Origin of the sequence: Pararhodobacter zhoushanensis, assembly GCF_003990445.1 — a bacterium.
GTDB classification, from domain to species: Bacteria; Pseudomonadota; Alphaproteobacteria; order Rhodobacterales; family Rhodobacteraceae; genus Pararhodobacter; species Pararhodobacter zhoushanensis.
Genome location: NZ_REEZ01000002.1, coordinates 121,664 through 143,140, shown reverse-complemented (window position 1 = coordinate 143,140; position 21,477 = coordinate 121,664). Strand labels below are relative to the sequence as shown.

General features: G+C 66.3%; 24 protein-coding genes. 10 read left to right on the top strand and 14 right to left on the bottom strand.

All coding sequences use genetic code 11. The features are described 5' to 3' along the window. The first annotated feature begins 7 nt into the window (after positions 1–7). Together EAE28_RS05315 and EAE28_RS05310 are read left to right on the top strand one after the other, a co-directional pair. Positions 8–790, top strand: coding sequence for a rhomboid family intramembrane serine protease (locus EAE28_RS05315; protein ID WP_127104802.1), 783 nt, complete (start codon positions 8–10; stop codon positions 788–790). A 92-nt stretch (positions 791–882) separates the two neighbouring features. Beyond that, positions 883–1,815 (top strand): pirin family protein, encoded by a 933-nt coding sequence (locus EAE28_RS05310; RefSeq protein ID WP_127104801.1) that lies wholly within the window; start codon positions 883–885, stop codon positions 1,813–1,815. Between the two features lie 120 nt (positions 1,816–1,935). On the opposite strand, the gene EAE28_RS05305 is transcribed toward EAE28_RS05310, so the two are convergent. Continuing rightward, positions 1,936–2,568 (bottom strand): NrsF family protein, encoded by a 633-nt coding sequence (locus EAE28_RS05305; RefSeq protein ID WP_127104800.1) that lies wholly within the window; start codon positions 2,566–2,568, stop codon positions 1,936–1,938. After that, the gene (locus EAE28_RS05300; protein ID WP_246022281.1) at positions 2,565–3,113 is read right to left on the bottom strand and encodes a sigma-70 family RNA polymerase sigma factor; all 549 of its coding nucleotides are present in this window, start codon (positions 3,111–3,113) and stop codon (positions 2,565–2,567) included. The genes EAE28_RS05305 and EAE28_RS05300 overlap by 4 nt, the downstream gene beginning before the upstream one ends. 169 nt (positions 3,114–3,282) lie before the next feature. On the opposite strand from EAE28_RS05300, the gene EAE28_RS24425 reads away from it, so the two are divergent. The 5 genes from EAE28_RS24425 to EAE28_RS05275 all read left to right on the top strand — a co-directional run bounded on the left by EAE28_RS24425 (position 3,283) and on the right by EAE28_RS05275 (position 7,416). Next, positions 3,283–3,663: a BufA1 family periplasmic bufferin-type metallophore gene (locus tag EAE28_RS24425; RefSeq protein WP_127104799.1), complete on the top strand. Its 381-nt coding sequence runs from the start codon at positions 3,283–3,285 to the stop codon at positions 3,661–3,663. 70 nt (positions 3,664–3,733) lie between these two features. Continuing rightward, the gene (gene bufB, locus EAE28_RS05290; protein ID WP_127104798.1) at positions 3,734–4,591 is read left to right on the top strand and encodes an MNIO family bufferin maturase; all 858 of its coding nucleotides are present in this window, start codon (positions 3,734–3,736) and stop codon (positions 4,589–4,591) included. After that, positions 4,575–5,309 carry an HvfC/BufC N-terminal domain-containing protein gene (locus EAE28_RS05285; RefSeq protein ID WP_127104797.1) on the top strand — a complete coding sequence of 245 codons (735 nt, stop codon included), beginning with the start codon at positions 4,575–4,577 and terminating at the stop codon, positions 5,307–5,309. Before bufB ends, EAE28_RS05285 begins: the two co-directional genes overlap by 17 nt. Beyond that, complete coding sequence (locus EAE28_RS05280; protein WP_127104796.1) at positions 5,306–5,773, top strand: DoxX family protein; 468 nt, start codon at positions 5,306–5,308, stop codon at positions 5,771–5,773. Before EAE28_RS05285 ends, EAE28_RS05280 begins: the two co-directional genes overlap by 4 nt. Before the next feature lie 221 nt (positions 5,774–5,994). Then, positions 5,995–7,416: an amidase family protein gene (locus EAE28_RS05275; RefSeq protein WP_127104795.1), complete on the top strand. Its 1,422-nt coding sequence runs from the start codon at positions 5,995–5,997 to the stop codon at positions 7,414–7,416. A gap of 117 nt (positions 7,417–7,533) precedes the next feature. Here the strand turns inward: EAE28_RS05275 and EAE28_RS05270 are convergent, their stop codons facing one another. From EAE28_RS05270 to guaD, 3 genes are all read right to left on the bottom strand, one after another. Further along, entirely contained in the window at positions 7,534–8,688 is a 1,155-nt protein-coding gene (locus EAE28_RS05270) for a M20 aminoacylase family protein (RefSeq protein ID WP_127104794.1), read from the bottom strand. Positions 8,689–8,861: 173 nt separating this feature from the next. Next, the gene (locus EAE28_RS05265; protein ID WP_127104793.1) at positions 8,862–9,335 is read right to left on the bottom strand and encodes a hypothetical protein; all 474 of its coding nucleotides are present in this window, start codon (positions 9,333–9,335) and stop codon (positions 8,862–8,864) included. Positions 9,336–9,408: 73 nt separating this feature from the next. Continuing rightward, a complete protein-coding gene (gene guaD / locus EAE28_RS05260; protein WP_127104792.1) occupies positions 9,409–10,698 on the bottom strand; it encodes a guanine deaminase in 1,290 nt (429 codons plus the stop codon). Between the two features lie 158 nt (positions 10,699–10,856). Between guaD and EAE28_RS05255 the strand changes: the two genes are divergently transcribed. Further along, positions 10,857–11,765 (top strand): LysR family transcriptional regulator, encoded by a 909-nt coding sequence (locus EAE28_RS05255; protein WP_127104791.1) that lies wholly within the window; start codon positions 10,857–10,859, stop codon positions 11,763–11,765. A 171-nt stretch (positions 11,766–11,936) separates the two neighbouring features. Then, positions 11,937–13,811, top strand: coding sequence for a Hint domain-containing protein (locus EAE28_RS05250; protein ID WP_127104790.1), 1,875 nt, complete (start codon positions 11,937–11,939; stop codon positions 13,809–13,811). A gap of 315 nt (positions 13,812–14,126) precedes the next feature. On the opposite strand, the gene ruvB is transcribed toward EAE28_RS05250, so the two are convergent. The 4 genes from ruvB to ruvC form a co-directional block, all read right to left on the bottom strand. Continuing rightward, positions 14,127–15,158, bottom strand: coding sequence for a Holliday junction branch migration DNA helicase RuvB (gene ruvB, locus EAE28_RS05245; RefSeq protein WP_127104789.1), 1,032 nt, complete (start codon positions 15,156–15,158; stop codon positions 14,127–14,129). A gap of 155 nt (positions 15,159–15,313) precedes the next feature. Beyond that, positions 15,314–16,195 (bottom strand): GIY-YIG nuclease family protein, encoded by an 882-nt coding sequence (locus EAE28_RS05240; RefSeq protein ID WP_127104788.1) that lies wholly within the window; start codon positions 16,193–16,195, stop codon positions 15,314–15,316. A 4-nt stretch (positions 16,196–16,199) separates the two neighbouring features. Beyond that, positions 16,200–16,880: a Holliday junction branch migration protein RuvA gene (gene ruvA / locus EAE28_RS05235; RefSeq protein ID WP_127104787.1), complete on the bottom strand. Its 681-nt coding sequence runs from the start codon at positions 16,878–16,880 to the stop codon at positions 16,200–16,202. Positions 16,881–16,913: 33 nt separating this feature from the next. Beyond that, a complete protein-coding gene (gene ruvC / locus EAE28_RS05230; RefSeq protein WP_127104786.1) occupies positions 16,914–17,420 on the bottom strand; it encodes a crossover junction endodeoxyribonuclease RuvC in 507 nt (168 codons plus the stop codon). Positions 17,421–17,741: 321 nt separating this feature from the next. Between ruvC and EAE28_RS05225 the strand changes: the two genes are divergently transcribed. Continuing rightward, positions 17,742–17,951: a DUF1127 domain-containing protein gene (locus tag EAE28_RS05225; protein ID WP_127104785.1), complete on the top strand. Its 210-nt coding sequence runs from the start codon at positions 17,742–17,744 to the stop codon at positions 17,949–17,951. A 67-nt stretch (positions 17,952–18,018) separates the two neighbouring features. Here EAE28_RS05225 and EAE28_RS05220 read toward each other — a convergent pair whose 3' ends face one another. From EAE28_RS05220 to era, 5 genes are all read right to left on the bottom strand, one after another. After that, positions 18,019–18,327: a hypothetical protein gene (locus EAE28_RS05220; protein WP_127104784.1), complete on the bottom strand. Its 309-nt coding sequence runs from the start codon at positions 18,325–18,327 to the stop codon at positions 18,019–18,021. A 55-nt stretch (positions 18,328–18,382) separates the two neighbouring features. Next, on the bottom strand, positions 18,383–19,252 hold the full coding sequence (locus EAE28_RS05215; protein WP_127104783.1) for a 50S ribosomal protein L11 methyltransferase: 870 nt from the start codon (positions 19,250–19,252) through the stop codon (positions 18,383–18,385). Between the two features lie 43 nt (positions 19,253–19,295). Next, entirely contained in the window at positions 19,296–19,943 is a 648-nt protein-coding gene (gene msrA / locus EAE28_RS05210; protein WP_127104782.1) for a peptide-methionine (S)-S-oxide reductase MsrA, read from the bottom strand. 170 nt (positions 19,944–20,113) lie between these two features. After that, positions 20,114–20,449, bottom strand: coding sequence for a DUF1491 family protein (locus EAE28_RS05205; RefSeq protein WP_127104781.1), 336 nt, complete (start codon positions 20,447–20,449; stop codon positions 20,114–20,116). A 108-nt stretch (positions 20,450–20,557) separates the two neighbouring features. Then, the gene (gene era / locus EAE28_RS05200) at positions 20,558–21,469 is read right to left on the bottom strand and encodes a GTPase Era (RefSeq protein ID WP_127104780.1); all 912 of its coding nucleotides are present in this window, start codon (positions 21,467–21,469) and stop codon (positions 20,558–20,560) included. Positions 21,470–21,477: the final 8 nt, after the last annotated feature.

Here is a 21,477-nt window from a genome sequence, read left to right as displayed (position 1 = left end):
CTTGGGCATGTTGCCAATCCGTGACCGAAACCCGTCGGGGCAGGTGCCCTATGTGACCTGGGGGCTGATCGCCGTGAACATTGTGGTGTTCATGGCGTATTACCCGCTTGGCACGGACGAGTCCGTTCTGGAGCTCTACCGCCGCTGGGCGATGATCCCCGCCCGCCTGAGCGCGGGCGAGGGGTTGGCGACGCCGCTGGTCGCAATGTTCGTGCATGGCGGCTGGTTCCATCTGGGCCTCAACATGCTGTTCCTGCGCATCTTTGGCGATAATCTTGAGGCCGAGTTCGGCCCGGTTCGTTTTCTCGCCTTCTACCTGCTTTGCGGGTTGATCGCCTTTGCCCTGCAATATGTCGCCGCGCCGCTCAGTCTGGTGCCGGTCGCTGGCGCTTCGGGTGCCGTGGCAGGGGTTATGGGGGGGTATCTGTTGATGTTCCCGCGCGCCCGCGTCGATGTGGCGACCTATTACGTCATTGGCCTGCGCACCTTTGCCGCGCCAGCGTGGCTGCTGCTTGGCCTTTGGTTCGCGCTGCAGGTCTGGGGCGGATTGGCGACGCCCGCCGATGGCGGCGTGGCGTTCTGGGCGCATATCGGCGGGTTCCTTGCGGGCGTCGGCTTGAGCGCCCGGACCTGGCGGTTGCGCGGCGGGCGGATGTTCTGGAGCCGCTTCCACGGGTTGCCGCCGCACCCGCAGGCGCCGATTGCCGTGCCGGTTGTGCGCCGCCGGGGCGCAATTTTGCCGCCACCACAGGCGCATGGGCTGTTCCGCCGCGAGGGCGATCCGCGCTGAGGCGCACAGGCTCTGTGCAGGCGCTGCGCGGGGCTTTTCCTGACAGATGACGCTCTCCATGTTAGGCATAACCATCGCCATAGGAGCCTGACATGAGCTGGAATCCCGCCTTCAATCCCGGCCCCCTGACCACCGATCCCGCCTCGATCGAGACCGTCATCGTCCCCCGCGCCCGCGATCTGGGGGGCTTCGAGGTGCGCCGCGCACTGCCCGCCGCCGCCCGCCGCATGGTCGGGCCGTTCGTGTTCTTCGACCAGATGGGCCCGGCCGAGTTCATCACCGGCAGCGGCATCGACGTGCGCCCGCACCCGCATATCGGGCTGGGCACGGTGACCTATCTGCTGAACGGCCACTTCATCCACAAGGACAGCCTTGGCACCGATCAGAAGATCGTGCCGGGCGAGGTGAACTGGATGATCGCCGGTCGCGGAATCACCCATTCCGAGCGCACCGATGCGACAGTGCGGCAGGCCAAGCATGAGCTGTTCGGCGTACAGACATGGCTGGCGCTGCCGGAAAACAAGGAAGAAATGACCCCGGCGTTCGAGCATCACGGTGCCGACGCGCTGCCGTTTCTGGAAGCCAACGGCCTGCGCGCCCGCCTGATCCTTGGCACGGCCTGGGGCGAGAAGGCCCCGGTCAGCACCTTCGGCGATCTGTTCTACGTCGATGCGGTGCTGGAAGCCGGTGCCCGCATGCCGATGCCGGACGGGCATGAGGATCGCGGGCTGCACGTGCTCGACGGGTCGGTGATCATCGCGGGACAGGAGTTCGAGACCGGCAAGATGGTCGTTTTCCGCCCCGGCGACGCGATCACCCTGCAAGCGGGCTCGCGAGGCGCGCGGCTGATGCTGCTCGGTGGCGATACGCTTAACGGGCCACGCTATATCTGGTGGAACTTCGTCAGCTCATCCAAAGAGCGGATCGAAGAAGCGAAAGAGGCCTGGCGGCGCGGGGATTGGGCGGATGGTCCCTTCCATCTGCCGCCGGGGGATACGGACGAGTTTATCCCGCTGCCGGGCTGAGGCGGGGTAGGGCGGAGTAAAGGGTGGGGTTGAACCCCACCCTACGGATGGTGTGCTTACGGGTGGGGTTAAACCCCACCCTACGGGCGCGCTGTAGGGTGGGGTTCAACCCCACCGACCTCACCACCGCAGCAGCCGCCGCCCGATCAACGCACCCGCTACCGTGACAATCGCCATCGCGGTGCCATAGGCCGGGAAGAAATACATCAGCGGGTCGTGCGGGCAATGCAGCGAATAGATCGCAGCCGCGCTGCCGCCGGCCACCAGCCCTGCCGCCGCGCCCGTCCAACCCGGGCTGCGCGGCGCGCCGGCGCGCAGGGCCCAGAGCGTGCCCGCCAGAGGCAAAGCGGCCAAAGCAGGCACCGAAATCAGGCAGTTGCTGAAATCGCGGGTGTCGAGGATCTCGGCGATCTCGGCCAACGACGTCGTCGCCAGCGCATAAACCAGCAGCGCCGCCAGCCCTGCCAGCAGCCCTCCCATCAGCGCGCGCTGCGCGGTCGCCCGCGCTTCGGGGCGGCTCAGCCCCTTCGCCAGCCACAGCGCCGCCAGCGCCAACAGTGCGGGCACCAGCGTCTTGTAGGCGGTGGGTGAGGTCAGCACTTCGGCCAGATCGGGCCGCGTGTGCCACAGCGTCACCAGCGCCAGTCCGGACACCAGCAGCGCGGGCGGCAAGGCACGCGCCATCCGCCGGGCGGGGGCCGGTCGGGGCGTGGTGTCGGCGGCCAGCGCCGCGATGAGCTCTTCGGTCTTCATTCAATCATCCTTTCGCGCAACCGGGCGACGCTTTTGAGCGCCCGGTGCAAGGCCACACGAACCGCCCCCTCGGTCATGCCCAGCCGCGCGCCGGTTTCTGCGGCGCTGTCTCCGTCTATCCCGATCGCACGCACGATCTGCGCCGCGCGCGGGTCGAGCTGGTCGATCACCCGCTCCATATCCTGGGCCTCGAACGGATCGGGGCCAGCGGGGGCGGGCAGCACCTCGGCGATCTCGTCCACCGGGATCTCGATCCGCTTGCCGCGCGCGCGGAACGCGTCGATCACCTTGTGCCGCGTGACGGCATAGAGCCACGGGCGCAGCGGCGCGTCCTCGTGCCAGGTCTGCCGCTTCAGATGGATGGTCAGCAGAACCTCCTGCACAATGTCTTCCCCGCTCTGCGTGCCCAGCGTCCCGCCGCGTGCCCGGACAATGCCGCGCACAACCGGCGTGATCGCGATCAAGAGCCGCCCATAGGCGCGCTGATCGCCGCGATTGGCGGCGCGCATCAGATGCTCCCAGCTCGGGTCTTGTGACGTGTTCACGTACTCTCCTTACGGGTCGGACCGGGGTGTTGTTACACCGCCCCTGCGTAATTTCGACGAAAAACGCGGCAATGTCACGGCTGCGTGATCGCTGTAACGGATCGCCGAGTGTCTGCGTCCTGACTGGCAGGCCCGCAACGGATGCGGGGCCTTTTCAGGGAGCTACCTCATGACCAAACACACCCCGATCCTTGCCGCCTCGATCGCCGCCGCCCTTTCGCTGGCCGCCACCGGCATGGCCGCTGCCGACGACATGGCGCAAGAGCGCTGCTACGGCGTCTCGATGGCTGGTGCGAATGACTGCGCCGCCGGTCCCGGCACCAGCTGCGCGGGCACCTCGACCATCGACTATCAGGGCAACGCCTGGACGCTGGTTCCCGCCGGCACCTGCGCGACGATGGAACTGCCCGCCGATGGCATGGGTCATGCCCGCATGGGGGCGACCGCCGAGCAGCTGGAAGCCGGTGGTTACGGGGCGGGTATCAAGCGCGACCTGCCGCCGACGCTGGCCTCGGAGATCGCCGACACCTACATGCCGACGATGATGTAACCCCGCTGGCCGCCCTGGCCCGGTGCCGGGGCGGCCGCTCTCCTGACGCACGCATCGCAGGACCGAAGCCATGATCTCCTCCCCCGATTTCCGCCTGCCCGCCGCGCCGGGCCTCAGCTTCAAGCCCGAGCATTTCGCGCAGGCAGTGCAGGCCAAAACCGCGCTGTTCTTCGAGGTCCACGCCGAGAATTACATGGGCGCGGGCGGTGCTCCGCATGCCATGCTCGAACGGCTGCACGCCGAGCACGCGCTCTCCATCCACGGGGTCGGTCTGTCGATCGGCGGGGCAGGGCCGCTGGACCCTGACCACCTGAAGCGCCTGCGCGGTCTGCTGGACCGCCATCAACCCGAGAGTTTTTCCGAACATCTGGCATGGTCCTCGCATGGCGCGGACTGGCTGAATGATCTGCTGCCGCTGCCCTACACGGATGAAACCTTAACCACGATCTGCGCCCATATCGATCAGGCGCAGACCGCGCTGGGCCGCCGCCTGCTGCTGGAAAACCCGGCCACTTACGTGACCTTTGCCGACAGCACCTGGCCCGAGGCCGATTTCCTGCGCGAGATCGCCCACCGCACCGGCTGCGGCCTCTTGCTGGACGTCAACAACGTCTTCGTCTCGGCCACCAATCACCGCACCGACCCGCGCGCCTATCTCGCGGCTTTCCCGCTGGAGCTGGTGGGCGAGATCCATCTGGCAGGTCACGAGGCCGAAGCGCTGCCCGATGGCCCCTTGCTCATCGACAGCCATTCGCGCCCGGTCGCCGATCCGGTCTGGACGCTTTACGCCGAGGTTCTGGCACGGACCGGCCCGCTGCCCAGCCTTGTGGAATGGGACAACGACGTGCCCGGCTTCGACACCCTGCTGGCCGAGGCTGCCCGCGCCGAGACCCTGCTGACAGAGGCCCGCCATGCACACGCCGCCTGATCACGCCACCACGCAGGCCCGGCTGCACGCGGCGCTCTGGTCGCCCCAGACACCGCAGGGGCTGGGCGAGGCGCAGGCGCTGGACCGCCGCTTTGCCGTCTACCGCAACAACGTCCAGCACGGCCTCAGCCGCGCTCTTGCCGCGCGCTTCCCGGTCATCGAGCGGCTTGTCGGGCCCGACTTCTTCGCCGCCACGGCCCGCGTCTTTGCCGCGCAGCACCCGCCGCAAACGCCGGTCCTGCTCGATTGGGGCGACAGTTTCCCCGATTTCCTCGCCACCTTTCCCCCGGCGCAATCGCTGCCCTATCTGCCCGATGTCGCCCGTCTGGAATGGCTGCGCGGTGAAGCTTACCACGCCGCCGACGCCGCCCGCGCCGACCCCTCCGCGCTGGCTACCGTCGATCCTGCGCGGCTCCGGCTGACCCTCGCGCCCTCGGTCCGCGCCTACGCCGCGCAGCACCCTGCCGTCTCGCTCTGGCACCAGAACCAGCCCGGCGCCCGGCCCGCGCCCCTGCCCAAGGGCCCGCAATACGCCCTCATCGCCCGCACCCCCGGCTTCGCCGTCACCGTCGATCCGCTGGCCCGAGACCAGCACACCATCCTCACCAACCTGCTGAGCGGCCAGCCCTTCGCCAGGGCCGCCACCACCGACCCAACCCCGCTGCTGGCGCTGCTCATCCGCCACCAGCTGATCGCCCAGATCGGAGAGACGCCATGACCGACACAACCCTCACCGCCCCCATGACCGGCCTGCGCCCCCGCATCCGCGCGCTCAATGCGCTGGCCGGGCGGCTGATGCCCAAGGATCTCGTGCAACTCGCCGCGCGGCTGTTCATCGGTATCGTCTTCTGGCAATCGGCCCGCACCAAGGTCGACGGGTTCATGATCAAGGATCAGACCTATTATCTGTTTGAAAACATCTACAATATCCCGCTGATCCCCTCCAACTGGGCCGCCGTCATGGCCACCATCGGGGAACACAGCCTGTCGGTGCTGATCATCCTCGGCCTCGCCGGCCGCTTCTCCGCCGCTGGCCTTCTCGTGATGACCGCCGTCATCGAAATCTTCGTCTTCCCCGAGGCTTGGGTCCTCCACGGCACCTGGGCCGCCAGCCTGCTGGTTGTCCTCGCTTACGGCCCGGGCCGCCTCTCGCTCGATCATCTGCTCAAGCTCGACCGCTAACCCTCTTTGCTCTGAAAATATCCCGGGGGGCGGGGCCGCATGGCCCCGGCGGGGGGCAGCGCCCCCCGAGGCGCGCGGGAGGGGCTCGATGCCCCTGCCGCGCGCCACCCGCTCGCCAAAGCACCAACGCCCAACCGTTTTCCGCCACCGCCGCCACACCCCCCATTGCACCCGCCCCGCCCACGCCTCTACTCTGCGCGCTCCCAACCCCGGAGCCGCCGATGACCGACACCCCCCTCTGGCAACTCAGCGCCACCGAACTCTCGGCCCTTACCCGCGCGGGCGACGTCAGCGCCGTCGAGGCCACGCAGGCTGCCATCGACCGGATGCAGGCCGTGAACCCGGGCCTCAATGCCGTTGTCGTCGATCTTTCCGAGTCCGCGCTCGCCCGTGCCCGCACTCTTGATGCCTCCGACACGCCCAAAGGCCCCCTCTACGGCGTGCCGATCACCATCAAGATCAACGTCGACCAAAAGGGGCAAGCCAGCTCGAACGGCCTGCTCGCGCTCAAGGACCACAGCGCCGGCGAAGACGCGCCGCTGGTGAAAAACCTGCTCGACGCCGGTGCCATCATCATCGGCCGCACCAACACGCCCGAGTTTTCCTTCCGCGTCGATACCGACAACCCGCTGCATGGCCGCACCCATAACCCGTGGGGTCCGCATCTCAGCGCTGGTGGCTCGTCGGGCGGTGCCGGGTCTGCCGTCGCCGCCGGGATCGGCGCGCTGGCGCATGGCAATGACATCGCCGGATCGCTGCGCTACCCGGCCTCGGCCAATGGCGCGGTGACCGTCAAGCCGGGTCTGGGCCGCGTCCCCGCCTGGAACCCCTCGCAACCGGCCGAGCGCGGCATGCTGGCGCAGGCCATGTCCGTGCAGGGGCTGATCACCCGTTCGGCCCGCGATCTGGCGCTGGCCATGCCGGCGATGATCCGCCCCGATCCGCGCGACCCCTTCCACGTGCCGCTGCCGTGGAAAGGTGCTGCCCATGAGGGCCCGGTCAAGGTCGGCTTTACCACCGATACGCTGGATTTCCCGCTGCACCCCGAAGTCGCCGCCGCCCTCACCGACGCCCGCGAAGCGCTCACCGACGCAGGCTATGTCGTCGAGGACATCACGCCCCCCTCGCTGCGCGACCTCGCCGAATGCGCGATCCGCGCGCTGATGACCGAAACGCAGGCGATGATGGCAGGCGACATCCAGCGGCTCGGTTCGGACACCGTCAAAGGCATCTTCGCCGAGTATTTCGCCACCTTCCAACCCTACGAGCCCGAAGACTACCTGCGCACTATCGCCAAACGCACGCATTTCGCCCGGCAATGGTCGCTCCTGCTGCACGATTACCCGCTGGTCCTGACCCCGTTCCTGCCGCAACCCTTCTTCGCGCCGGGGCGCGACACGCAAGGGCTTGAGGGGGTGCAGGAAGTTCTTGGCTCGGCGATCTGGTCCACCTCGATGAACTTTATCGGCCTGCCCGCCGGGAACGTCCCCGCCCGCCTCGCCGCTCTCGAAAGCGGGACGCAGCCGATCGGTGTGCAACTCGTCGGCCGCCGCTGGCGCGAGGATCTGATCGTCGAGGCGATGACCGCCATCGAAGAACGCGTCGGCCCCATGGCCCCGCGCCTGTGGTCGCGCATGGGCTGAACCCGTCTCCAACTTTATGCCGAAAATATCCCGGGGGCGGGGCCGCAAGGCCCCGGCGGGGGCAGCGCCCCCGGCGCGGGCGGCAGGGGCTCGATGCCCCTGCCGCCCGCCACCTGCTCACGCCGCCCCGCGCGCTTCCATCATCCGCGCCAGCATCGCCGCCCCCAGCGGCAGGGACGCGTCGTCAAACACATAGCCCGCGTTGTGCAATGGCACGCCGCTGCCATGGCCGACCGTGCAATAGGCCCCCGGTACGACCTGCAGCATGTCGGCGAAATCTTCGGACCCCATGACCAGCTCGGTCTTCTCCATCGCCAGATCGCCGACCAGCCCGGCCGCCACCCCCAGCATCGCCTGAGACAGCGTGGGATCGTTTTCCAGCACGTCGAACACGTTGCGCATGTTCAGCGTGACGGTGCAGCCATGGGCAACCGCTGCCCCGTCGCACAGTGCCTGCATCCGCTCGGTGACCAGCGCCGCCGTCTCGCGGTTGAAATAGCGCACGGTGCCGGCCAGCGTGGCCTCGCCGGGGATCACGTTATAGGCGGCGCCTGCGTGGATCTGGGTGATCGACACCACGATCCGCTCGGCTGAGGGCACGTTGCGCGCCTTGATGCTCTGGATCTGCCCGACCAGATCGGCGGCGATCACCACCGGGTCGACCGAGCTTTCGGGCATCGCGGCATGCGCGCCTTTGCCGGTCACCGTGATGTCAAAGAAATTGGCCCCGGCCATCGCCTGACCCGGCTTGACGCCGATCTCGCCGGGCTGGTGGAAGGGCGAGTTGTGCAGCCCGTAGATCTCGTCACAGGGGAATTGCTTGAAGAGCCCGTCCGCGATCATCGCGCGCGCGCCGCCGAGGCCTTCTTCGGCGGGCTGGAAGATGAACACGGCGGTCCCCGCGAAATCGCGGTCCTCGGCCAGATAGCGCGCGGCGCCCAAGAGCATGGTGGTGTGCGCGTCATGGCCGCAGGCGTGCATGACGCCGGGGTTTTTTGACGACCATGGCAGGTTGGTCTGCTCGCCAATCGGCAGCGCGTCCATGTCGGCGCGCAGCCCGATGGTCTTGCCGGGGCGGTTGCCCTTGAGCACGCCGACCACGCCGGTCTTGCCCAGCCCCGTCGTCACCTCGATGCCCAGCCGCGTCAGTTCGGCGGCGACGATGCCCGAGGTTCGGACCTCCTGAAAGCCCAGCTCGGGGTGTTCGTGCAGGTCGCGGCGGATGGCGGTGAGGTCTTCGGCAAAGTCCTGAATGCGGTGGGGAATGGTCATGGCGGCTCTCCTGTTTGCGCGGCAGGCTGAACGGCAGCGGCGTGGAAAGCAAGGGGGAGCATCGCCCTGATCAAGCATGTCCCATGATGGGACATGCTTTGGTCGCCAATAAATTCAAAGGCTTGCTGAAAATATTAACTTTCAGTCAAGACCTTTGCCCTGCCTCCCCTCGCTCACCCCCGAGGGAACATCCCCTGCCTGAAGGCGGCGCGGATCGCGTCAGCAGGGCAGGGTTGCGGATAGGTGACGACCGGGTCGTTGGCTGCGCCTTCGGTCAGCGTTTCCGCCCGCAGGGCCTCGCCTTCGAGAAGGAAGCGCGTAACCTGCTGGAACTCGACCGGCCCGTCGCCGTTATCGACCCAGCCGGTGCAGGTCATGCTGTTATCAGCATTGGTCTCGCAGGTGCGTTCGGAATCGAGCCACAGCGCCGTGGTTTCCTGAGCCTCGACCAGCAGAAAGCTTTGGGCCGAGCCATCCGCGTAGACCAGCGAGAAGCCGGTTTCGCACGAGGCTGCCAAGGCGGCGGCGTCCAGACCGGGTTGATCGGGATAGGCCCAGAATCCCGGTTCCATCTGCGCCAAGGCAGGGAAGGGGGCGAGAAGGGCGGCGATCACCAAGGGCGTACGGGTAAATCGGGGGAAGCGCATGGGAGTATCCTGTCTTCTATAAGGTTGCGCCCAGCCTGTCAGTCCTGACCCCGCGTGTCGAATAAGAACTCTGTCAACGCGGGCGCGACGGGGTTCCGGCGACATAGGTTTCCACCACGCTGCGGTCGTCGCCAAGGATCAGCAGCGAGAACAGCTCGTCCTTGAGATCCTGCGCCGCCTCCATCCTGAGCGCCTGTTCCGGCGTCGCGCGGCTGTCGAGCACCACCAGATCCGCCTCGGTCCCGGCTTCAAGCGTGCCGATCCTGTCAGTCAGCCCCAGCACATCGGCATTGCCGCGGGTGATCCACCAAAAGCCGCTGAGCGGGTCCAGACTGCGCCCCTGCAGCTGCGCAATCGCATAGGCCGCGCCGCCGGTCTTGAGCATTGACCAGCTCATCCCGGCGCCAATATCCGTGGCAATCCCGCTGGTCGCCCCCTTGGCCGCCAGCGCCGCCTCATCAAACAGGCCCGAGCCGAGAAACAGGTTCGACGTCGGGCAATGCACCGCGTGCGAGCCGGTCTCGGCGATCACGCTGCGCTCGCGGTCGCTGAGGTGGATGGCGTGACCGAGCAGGGCCTTGTCGCCCAGCATCCCATAGCGGGCGTAGATGTCGAGATAGCCATCCGCCTGTGGAAAGAGCGAACAGGCGAAGGCGATCTCGTCGCGGTTTTCGCTGAGATGGGTCTGGACGTGGCAGTCGGGATGCTCGGCGATCAGCGTCTGGGCAGCAGCCATCTGCTCGGGCGTCGAGGTGATCGCGAAGCGCGGCGAGATGGCATAGAGCGCGCGGCCCTTGCCGTGCCACTGCGCGATCAACGCCTTGCTGTCGTCATAGCCGGTTTGCGGCGTGTCCTGCAGCGCCTCGGGTGCGTTGCGGTCCATCAGCACCTTGCCACCCAGTATGCGCATGCCGCGTTTCTCGGCTTCACCGAAATAGGCCATGACCGAGGCCGGATGTACCGAGCAGAAGGCCGACGCGGTGGTGGTCCCGTTGCGCAGAAGAAGGTCGTAAAACAGCCCGGCCATCCGGTTGGCATGAGCGGGATCGGCAAAGCGGGTCTCGGCCGGGAAGGTGTAGGTGTTGAGCCAGTCGAGCAGCTGCGCGCCCCACGAGGCAACGATCTGGCCCTGTGGGAAATGCAGATGCGCGTCGATGAACCCGGCGGTGATCAGATGCGGGCGATGATCCGTCACCGGCACGCCCGCCGGGGCCACCGCCGCGAAATCGCCGGTCGCCACGATCAGCCCGTCGCGGATATGCACCGCGCCATCCTCGAACCAGTCATAGGCCGAATGATCGCCGACACCCTCAGGGCGGCGGCGGAAAGTCAGTACTCGCCCGCGCAACACGCGTTCTGTCATGGCCCGGCTCCTTGGATCAGCGCAGAACAATAGGCAGGTAATTTGGCATGGCAAGCGGGCGAAAGCGTTTGACTGTCTGCTCGCAGCGTTGAAAATCAGCCAGCAATCCGCAGAGATTGTCAACGAAACGGGCGCATTTGCCCGCGTGGGAGCGGAAAATGCCCTATCTCGAAAGCATTCAGGTCTTTGTCCGGGTGGTTGAACTGGGCTCGATCACCTCGGGCGGTCGGGATCTGCGGCTGACCCCGGCGGTGGCGTCGAAGCGGATCAAGGAGCTGGAGACGCGGCTGGGTACGCGCCTGCTGAACCGCACCACGCGCAAACTGGTTCCGACCGAGGCGGGACGGCTGTTTTATGAACATGCCCGCAGCGTGGTCTCTGCGCTCAACGACGCGGAAGCCTCGCTTGCAGGGTTCGAGGGGCGACCGCGTGGCACGATCCGCGTCACCGCTCCTCTGGGGGTCGGTCGGCGGGTGATCGCGCCGCTGGTGCCCCGGTTCTGCGACCTGTTCCCCGAGGTGGACGTGCGCCTGCGCCTGTCGGACCGGCGGGTCGACCTGTTCGAGGACGAGCAGGATCTGGCCTTTGTGCTGGGGACGCCGCAAAGCTCGGCCCTGACCCTGCGCAAGATCGCCGATTGCCCGCGTATCCTGTGCGCCGCGCCCGAGTATCTGGCGCGGCAGGGTACACCGCTGGTGCCGCAGGATCTGCTGGATCAGGGGCACAACTGCCTCTTGCTGCGCTATCCGCGCTCGCCCGAATATTTCTGGGTGCTCGAGACCCCGGAGGGCCCGCAAAAGCTGGAAGTCAGCGGGCGCTATGACGCCGACGAGGGCGCTGTGCTCTTGAACTGGGCGCTGGACGGGCGGGGCATCGTGATGAAGCCGCTGTTCGAAGTCGCGCGCCATCTGGATAGCGGCGCGCTGGTGCCGGTGCTCGAACAGACGCCGCCGCTGCCGGCGGTGTTTGGCTGTCTGTATCCACACCGAAAGCTGCAAGACCCCAAGATCCAGCGTTTCATCGACTTCATGCAGCGCCATAGCCGGGCGGCGCTGGAGACCTTCTAACGTGCAAAGACTGTTTCTGTCTGCCCCATAAATGCCCAGTTTCGGGCCGAACTTCCGCATAGTTTCGCATGATAAATGCAACACCAAAGCCCTTGTTTCCCGTCTGGTGAGCAGGGCCCGGCGTAACGGGAAGAGGGGTACAGTCACCCCGTTTGTACAAGGGATGAGACCATGAGCGTAGTGTCGAACGTCTCTGGCAGTGTGTATGCCTATTCGGGCAGCCTGCTGGATCTTTACGCAGGAAACCTTCTTGGCGCGAGCGTGTTGAACGCGGTCGGCGGCGGTGTGGATGCCGAGTTCAGCGACAACAACGGTCAGCTGACGGCGGACGAGAGCGGGACGACCACGGTGTCGGTTGACGGCGGCGCAGACCTGCCGATGACCTACCTTGGCTCGGGGACCGTGGCGACGATCTCAGTGGTGGGGCTGGAAATCGACCCACGGCCGGTGATGATCTTCGAAGTCGGTGGCCAGATCTATCTGCACGCGCCCGATGGCCTGCCGATCCTGAGCTCGCTTTCGGTCTCGTTTGACGTGGACCCCAATGCGCCCTTCGATCTTACTGCCGCGGCGGACGGGGCGGTTGACGGGCTCGATACCGGCGAAGTGATGAACGTCGGCTACGTCGATCTGCAAGGCGATGAATTCACCAACACCGGTTCGCTGGTCAATGCTCATGGCGGTGACGACACGGTCTATGGCGGCCTTGGCGACGATACGATCAACGGCGGTGCCGGTGCCGATTCGCTCTTTGGCGGCGACGGCAACGACCTTCTGAATGGCGGTCTGGACAACGATACGATCTGGGGCGATGCGGGCGATGATACGCTCAATGGCAACGAGGGTGACGACAAGCTGATCGGCGGCACAGGCAATGACCTGCTGGACGGCGGTGACGGCGACAACCTGATGTTCGGCGACAATGTCGCCGGTGATACCGGCGGGCTGGACCCGACGGATCCGCCCGAAGCGGGCTATGGCAGCGACACGCTGGTCATGGGGACCGGCAATGACACCGCCTATGGCGGATCGGGTGACGATTATTTCCACGTCTTCGACGATTTCGGCAACCATCAGATCATCGGGGGCGAAACCGGCGAGACGCTGGGCGACAAGATCGACGCCACGCCGATGACCCAGGATACCTCGGTCGTCTATACCGCCGACGAACAAGGGACGATGGACAACGGCACGAACGTCGCTGACTTCTCGGAAATCGAGCGGCTGTTCCTCGGCTCGGGCGACGACAACGTTGAAGTGATCACCTCGACCACCGGCTATGTCCATGGCGGGTCGGGCTTTGACACGCTGGTCCTGCCGGACCCCGCGCCGGGCGATCCCGCGCCGGTGGTGACGGTGACCAGCGAGATCGACAACGGCGACGGTACCACGTCCAAGACCGGCTATGTCGATTTCCCCGATGGCTCGCGCATGGATTTCGAGAGCTTCGAAGAGATCATCTGCTTCACGCCGGGCACCCTGATCGACTCCACCCGGGGCCGCGTCGCGGTCGAGGACCTGGTGATCGGCGACAAGGTGCTGACCCGCGACCATGGCTATCAGGACCTCACCTGGACGGGCCGCCGCGATCTGACCGAAGCCGAGCTGGCGTCCTGCCCGGGCGCCGCGCCGATCCGCATCAAGGCTGGCGCGCTGGGCCGCGATCTGCCCGAGCGTGACCTTACCGTCTCGCCGCGCCACCGGATGCTGGTGACCGGCGCCCGCGCCGAGCTGATGTTTGGCGAGCGCGAAGTGCTGGTGGCCGCCGCCGACCTCATGGGTCTGCCGGGGGTCGAGCAGGTCACCGAGGGCGCGGTCAGCTACATCCACGTGATGTGCGAGGCGCACCAGATCATCCGCGCCGAGGGCAGCTGGACCGAAAGCTTCCAGCCCGCCGAAGCGGTGATCAACGCGCTGGAAACCGAAACCCGCGCCGAGCTGCTGGGGCTGTTCCCGGAACTGGCGACGCAAGCGGGCCGCGACAGCTTCACGGCTGCGCGCCCGGTGCTGACCGGCGCCGAAGCGAAAACGCTTTTCGCCGCCTGAGACAGCGGCGATCGAGAAGAGAAAGGGCTGCCCGCGCGGGCGGCCCTTTTGCATGGTGGCCTTTTGTGTGGCGGCTTTTTTGCGTGACTGGCCCGCTTCGAGCAACCGGGCAGGGGGGTGCGGCGCTCGGGCCCATCGAGGGCCCTCGCGCCGCGCGGGGGGCGCTGCCCCCCACCGGGCCGTTCCGGCCCGCCCCCCGGGATATTTCAGGCATAAAGTTGGTTAACAGAACCCTAACGCCCAACTTTATGCTGCAAATATCCTCGGGGGGTGAATTCGCGACACGCGAAGAGGGGGGCAGAAGGCCCCCCTGCCTTATTCACTCTCAAAGAGCTCGCTCTGCCCAGATGGGCGCGGCGGCGTAAGCCCCAGATGTCTCCAGCTTGCCTGCGTCAGCATCCGGCCCCTGGGCGTGCGCGCCAGCAGGCCTTGCTGCAGCAAGAAGGGCTCGATCACTTCCTCGATCGCATCGCGGCTTTCCGACAGCGCTGCGGCGATGGTTTCGACACCCACCGGCCCGCCGCCGTAGTGGTCGGCAAGAAGTTGCAGATAGCGCCGGTCCGCGCTGTCGAGGCCCAGATGGTCCACACCGAGCCGGGTCAGCGCGTTATCGGCCATCGCCCGGTGCAGCGTGCCATTGCCCTCGACCAGCGCGAAATCCACCACCCGGCGCAGCAGGCGTCCGGCGATACGCGGGGTGCCGCGCGCGCGGCGCGCGATTTCGAGGACGCCGCCATCATCCGCCGGCACGCCCAACAGTCGCGCGCCGCGGGCGACGATCTCGCAGAGCTCGGCCTCGGTGTAGAATTGCAGCCGCGTCGGGATGCCGAAACGGTCGCGCAGCGGCGTGGTCAGCAGGCCCAGCCGGGTGGTCGCGCCGACCAGCGTGAAGGGTTGCAGCTCGATGCGCACGGTGCGCGCGGCGGGGCCTTCGCCGATCACCAGATCGAGCTGGAAATCCTCGAGCGCCGGGTATAGCACTTCTTCGACCGCCGGGTTCAGCCGGTGAATCTCGTCGATGAACAGCACGTCGCGCGCTTCGAGGTTGGTCAGGATCGCCGCCAGGTCGCCCGCCTTGGCCAGCACCGGGCCCGAGGTCATGCGGAACCCGACCCCCAGCTCGCGCGCCATGATCTGCGCCAGCGTGGTCTTGCCCAGCCCCGGCGGGCCGTAGAACAGCGTGTGGTCCATCGCCTCGCCGCGCATCTTGGCGGATTGGATGAACACTTTGAGGTTCGCGCGCGCCTCATGCTGGCCGATGAACTCGTCCAGCATCTGCGGGCGCAAGGCGCGGTCGGTATCCTCGGGCTGGCGGTCCGGGCGCAGGGTGGGGTCGGGGGTGGTCATGGGGCGAGAGTGATCCCAAAGGACTGTCCGGGCAAGGGACGTGAGGATGTCCCACGATGGGACAGGGTCATGAGACGAATATTTTCAACGGGTTACAATATCGCGTTAGCCTTTTCTTCACAAACGTCCCCTGGCTGCACCTGTTAACGGACACTTCACGCATTCAACCCATACTGTCTGCTGTGCAGGCGCACCATCCATTGTTGTTCCGCGCGCGTCACCTCGTCGATGGTGGCCGCCGGGGAAAGGAGGTCGAGGATCGAGAAACGGAAACTGGCCGGGTTCCGGCGGGACAGTTTGGCGGTGACGCCGATTTCATGCGCGACATGCGCGCGCCAGCGACCGAGCAGGTTTTCCTCGCCGTAGGCCGCACCCACGTAGCGGGCGCCGTCCGTCTCGTCGACGATCAGGTAGATGCCGCGCCACTGGCGCAGCTGCTCGGCCCAGCGGGTCGGCAGGATGCGTAGCGTCGGGGTGTGCAGCGTCAAGTCCCGCCAATCGGGCATTGGTGGTGACAGGTCCGGGCTGCGCGCGATTTCGAGGATCTCAAGCGGTGTTGTCTCGGCAAGCCGCATGTAGGCGCGCGAACCGGGATCGCGTACCACAAGGCGACCCTTGAGTTCGGCGAGTTCGGACATCGGCACGAGGTCGAAACAGGCGCGCCCGAGCTGGTCGCCAGCTGTCGTGTCGACCGTCGTTCGGACATGGCCGCCGGTAAGATCGTCCACCTGCTGCAGCAGCGGGTCGTTCTCGAGCTCGTCGGCGGTGCGCTCGGTCCAGCCGTTCTGGCGATAGAGCCCGACGAAAACCAACTCGCCGGGGCTGCGCATCAGGAACGAGGCCATGATCCGACGGGCTTGCAGCGTTGCCTGCGGGCTGCGGGTATGGGTTGCCTGATAGGCCTCGAACAGGGCAGGTGCCGAGTCGATCATCAGGGCCAGGGCGTCGCGTTCGCGCCGGGTTGGCGGCTTGTGCAGGCAAAGCGCGATGCCCGTCAGCGGCACGTCGAGACCCTGCAGGAGGTGACGAAAATCCATCGGCTCAGCCCTTGGGCGCCAGCAGTTTCAGCGCGGCGCGGATCAGGCCTGAGGTTTCCGTTTCCTCCTCAGCTGCAGTGGCGACGGCCTGCGCGGCTTCGGACGGTCCATAGCCGAGGTTGGTCAGGGCCGACAGCGCATCTGCCTGCGTTTGCTGGGCCTGACGGCGGGCTGAGGGTTTGGCGGGGGCTTTGGCCACCGGTTCCGGGGCAGGGGCCTCGGTCGGTTCGATGACCATCGAATCGCCGTCCAGATCGGGCGCGGTTCCGCCCATGGCCATGATGGTGGGCGCCTTGTCCTTCAGCTCGAGCACCACGCGCTGTGCGAGTTTCGGACCGACACCCGGCGCTTTGCGCACGGCGTTGGCGTCACCGATCGCGATCGCGCGCGAAACGCCTTCGGGGCCAAGCGTGCCCAGAATCGCCATGGCTGCCTTGGCCCCGACGCCTTGGACGGAGACGAGCAGCCGGTGCCATTCCTTTTCCACCAGCGTGAGGAAGCCGAACAGCTGCAGCAGATCCTCGCGCACCAGAAGCTCGGTATAGAGCGCCGCCATGCCGCCGGGGCCGGGCAGGGCCATCAGCGTGCGGTCGGACACATAGACGATATAGCCGACGCCCTTGACGTCGAGCAGCACGTGGTCGGCGGCGCGGTAGTCGATGCGGCCCGAGAGTTTGCCGATCATGGCGATGATCCTGTGGTGAAAGGGCGAAAAGCGTTAACCGGCGGCGCGCAGGGCAGCTTGCAAGCGCCCGGAGGTCTGCATGTGAAAGGCGTGACAGATGGCGACGGCCAGCGCATCGGCAGCATCCGGCCCGTCGATCACCACGCCGGGCAGCTGCATGCGCACCATGTGATCGACCTGGACCTTGGCGGCCTTGCCCACGCCCACAACAGCCTTTTTCACCGCATTCGGGGCGTATTCACCCACTGTCAGACCGGCCTGCGCCGGGACCAGCAGGGCGATGGCGCGGGCGTGGCCCAGTTTCAGCGTGGCGACGGCATCTTTGTTGACGAAGGTCTGTTCGACGGCGGCGCAATCGGGGCGTTGGCTGCGGACGACTCGTTCCAGCTGCCGGTGCAGATCCAGCAGGCGTGAGGCCAGATCCTGCGTTCCGTCCGAATGCAGCACGCCGTTTGCAACATGGCGCAGGCGTGAACCGTCCACATCAATCACCCCCCAGCCGAGATTGCGCAAACCGGGGTCGATTCCCAAAACTCGCATCGGTGATTCTGCCTGTTCATCATGGTGGCTTGTTGTTCAAGCCTTGCCAAAGAGTTAGCACGAAAAGGGAACATTGGCCAGCGTAAAGGCCGAATCTTGCGTCGGGCTGTCACTTCTCTGTTGCATCCGACGCATTTGGCCGTAAGTTGTTCGTATTCCATCCGTGACTATCGCGAGAGGGGCTTGCCGTGCGTGCCCCAAGCTATGCTGCACCTGCATGGCGGGATTGCGCGTACTCTGTCTTCTCATTGCTGCCTGCTGGGGCTATTTGAACCCCAGAAGCACAATGCTTCATCAAAGTTGAAATGACAGGAGCCTACGATGGCCTTTTTTGCCTCCGCCCGCCCCGTTGCTGACGGCGTGTTCGGCCGCAGCCTCGGGTTCTCGTTCGCCGACGCCTTTGCCCGCTATGCGGCGTGGAATGACAAGCGCATCACCCGCCGCGAGCTGTCCCGGCTTTCGGATCGCGAGCTCGACGATATCGGACTGTGCCGCGGCGACATCGCCGACGTGATCGACGCTCTGCGCTGATCGCCACAGACCATGATGAAACCTGCGCCGCCCGGGAAACCGGCGCGGCGTTTTGGTTTTTTTGGGGTCAGAGAGTGACCGGCGCAGGTGCCGGCGCGCGCAGGGCATAGGCCAGCGTGCTGCTGATCGGGTCAGCGCCGGCGAACCAGTGATAGATCTGCGCGCCGATGCCGGGTTCGGCGGCTGTGGCGGCAAACGCCTGCCCGTCATGCGCCAGCGCGGCGGCTTTGAGCACGAAAAAACACACCAGCGTCCCGGCGATCACGCTCAAGCCGCGTACCAGTCGTTGCGCGGGCTTGTGGTCTTGCTCTTTGCGCGCCTCGACGCGGGCGGCAAGGACGTGATCAAGGCGGGTGCGGAAATCAATGCTGGGCATGTGAGACCTCGAAACTGAACAGGCGTGTCAGTTTGAGGGCTCAATGCGGCAAAAATCAGGCGCGGCGCAGCACCAGCGTGGTCCAGTCGCCGATTTCCTCGCGCTCGACCTCGGTGAAACCGGCGGCGGTATAGGCGGCCAGAACATCGGTGGCCTGAGTCGTCAGCAGGCCCGAGAGGATGGCAAGGCTGCCGATCTCGGTGTGCTTGGCCATGTCGGGGGCGATCTGGATCAGCGGGCCCTTGAGGATATTGGCGAAGACCAGATCATAGGGCGCGCGCTTGTGGATCACCGGGTTCTCAAAGCCCATCGCCTCAAGGCATTCGACCCGGCCATCGAGGCCGTTTGCCATGACGTTCGCCTCGGCCACGTCGACGGCGACCTGGTCGATGTCGGTGGCCAGCACCATATCGGGCCAGATCTTCGCCGCCGCCATCGCCAGAACGGCGGTGCCGCAGCCGACGTCGATGACATTCTTGCCCTGAAATCCGCCGCTTGCCAGCCGGTCGAGCGCGCGCAGGCAGCCCAGCGTGGTGCCGTGGTGGCCGGTGCCGAAGGCCATGGCAGCTTCGATCAGCAGGCCGATGCGGTCGACGGGCAGTTTGTCGGCATCATGGCTGCCGTAAACGAAGAAGCGCCCGGCCTCGACCGGCTTCAGCTCGCGGCGGACATGGGCGACCCAGTCGATGTCAGGCAGTTCCGACACGGCGAATTCGGCGGCACCGAAGGCGGCGGCCATCAGGGTCAGCGCGATGTCGTCGGGCGTTTCGGTGAAATAGGCGCCGACTTCCCACAGGCCTGAGCCATCTTCCAGCTCGAAGACGCCGACGCCCACGGGCGCCGGGTCAAGCTCTTCAAGCGCTTCGCCCAGGGCTTGCGCCCGGGTTTCATCGCCAAGGGTGGTCAGCGCGGTGAAAGTGGTCATGTCGGCTCTCCGGGAATACCCGGTTCGCGTAGCCTGTCAGCGCTCAGACCGCAAGGCCCACGGGGCAGGTGACCCCGGTGCCACCAATCCCGCAATACCCATTGGGGTTCTTCGCCAGATATTGCTGGTGATAATCCTCGGCCATGTAGAAGTGTTCGGCATCGCGGATCTCGGTGGTGATCGTGCCCAGCCGCGCGTCGCGCAGACGTTCCTGGTAGAGCGTGCGGCTTGCCTCGGCGGCCTCGCGCTGCGCGGCGGTCGTGGGATAGATGCCGCTGCGATACTGCGTGCCCCGGTCACCACCCTGACGCATGCCCTGGGTGGGATCATGCCCCTCCCAGAAGATCTTGAGCAGATCGTCATAGCTGACCTTGGTCGGGTCATAGACCACGCGCACCAACTCGTTATGCCCGGTGCGGCCGGTGCAAACCTCCTGATAGGTGGGGTTCGGCGTGTAGCCCGCGCCATAACCCACCATCGTCACCCAGACGCCGGGTGTGTTCCAGAACAACCGCTCGACGCCCCAGAAACAGCCCATGCCGAAGATCGCCACTTCCATACCCTCAGGCACAGGGGCGGTCAGCGGGCGGGCGCTGAGGAAATGCGTGTCAGCGGTGGGGATCGGCTGGGACCGGCCGGGCAGCGCCTCGGACGGGGTCACCATGTCATACGATTTCGATGAGAACAGCATCGCGGTCTCTCCCTTTGGATGCCCCTAAACATAGGGCAGCGCGCGCGCGAAACAATGCGCGTATTTTCTGTCTGAAAATATCCACGGGGGAAGTCCAGAAGGGGGAGCGTGCTCCCCCTTCTGGCGAGGGGGTTCGGGGGGCGAGCAGCCCCCCGACACGACCCGTGCCGTTACGAGTCGAACCCGGGTTCTTCCAGCAAGGTCCGCCCCGCGCGGTCCTCGACCTCGATCACCCACAGATCCGGATCGCGCGCGCGCTCGCGGGCGATCAGGGCGTCGATCTCGGCTTCCGGGCCGCTGGCGATCCGGGTCCAGCGGCGGGTGTCGGCCATCAGGTCGAACTGGCGTTGGTGAAGCGTGGCGGTGCGGTCGAGCGGGGATTGCTTGATCAGCACGGCACCGGCGGTTTCATCGCCTTTTTTCACTACGAACGCCGGGATGTCGGCCAGGCGCAGGCGGGTGAGGTAGGCATGGACCCAGAAGCTGGCGGTGAGGCGCGGGGTCATGCGGCGCAGGGCGGGGGGGCTGCCGCCCCCCCGCACCCCCCTGCTTCAAGGGGGACGCACGCGCCCCCCTTGAAAATCCCCCCGTGGATATTTTCAGAGCAAAGAGGGTCAGGCATGGCCGTCGCGGAAGTCGAGGCCCATTTCGGTGTAGCGCTCGGATTCGTTGAGCCAGTTCTCGCGGACCTTGACGGTCAGGAACAGGTGCACCGGACGGTCGAGGAAGGTCGAGATTTCGGCGCGGGCCTGTTGGCCGATGGTTTTCACCGTCTCGCCTTTGTGACCCAGCACGATGCCTTTGTGACCGTCGCGGGCGACGTAGATGATCTGGTCGATCTTGGTCGAGCCATCGGGGCGGTCCTCCCAGGCTTCGGTTTCTACCGTCAGCTCGTAGGGCAGTTCCTGATGCAGGCGCAGGGTCAGTTTCTCGCGCGTCATTTCGGCGGCGATCATGCGCAGGGGCAGGTCGGCGATCTGGTCTTCGGGATAGAGCCACGGTCCTTCAGGCAGGCTTTGCGCCAGCCATTCCTTGAGGTGCTCGGTTCCGTGGCCGCGTTCGGCCGAGATCAGGAAGGTTTCCTCGAACGGATAGAGCGCGTTGACCTCTTCGGTCAGGCGCAGCAGGGCCTCGGCCTTGACCTTGTCGATCTTGTTGATGGCGAGCGCGACGCGCTGCCCCTCGATCGCGCGGTCTTTCAGCGTCTGGATCACCGCCTTGCCGCCTTCGGTCAGCCCGCGATGGGCCTCGATCAGCAGCACGACGATTTCGGCATCTGCAGCCCCGGTCCATGCGGCGGCGACCATGGCGCGGTCGAGCCGGCGGCGCGGGCGGAACAGGCCGGGCGTGTCGACGAAGATGATCTGCGTCTCGCCCGCCATGGCGATGCCGCGGATCCGGGTGCGGGTGGTTTGGACCTTATGAGTCACGATCGAGACCTTGGCCCCGACCATCCGGTTCAGAAGGGTGGATTTGCCCGCATTGGGCTCTCCGATCAGGGCAACGAAGCCCGCGCGTGTGGTCATGGTTGGTC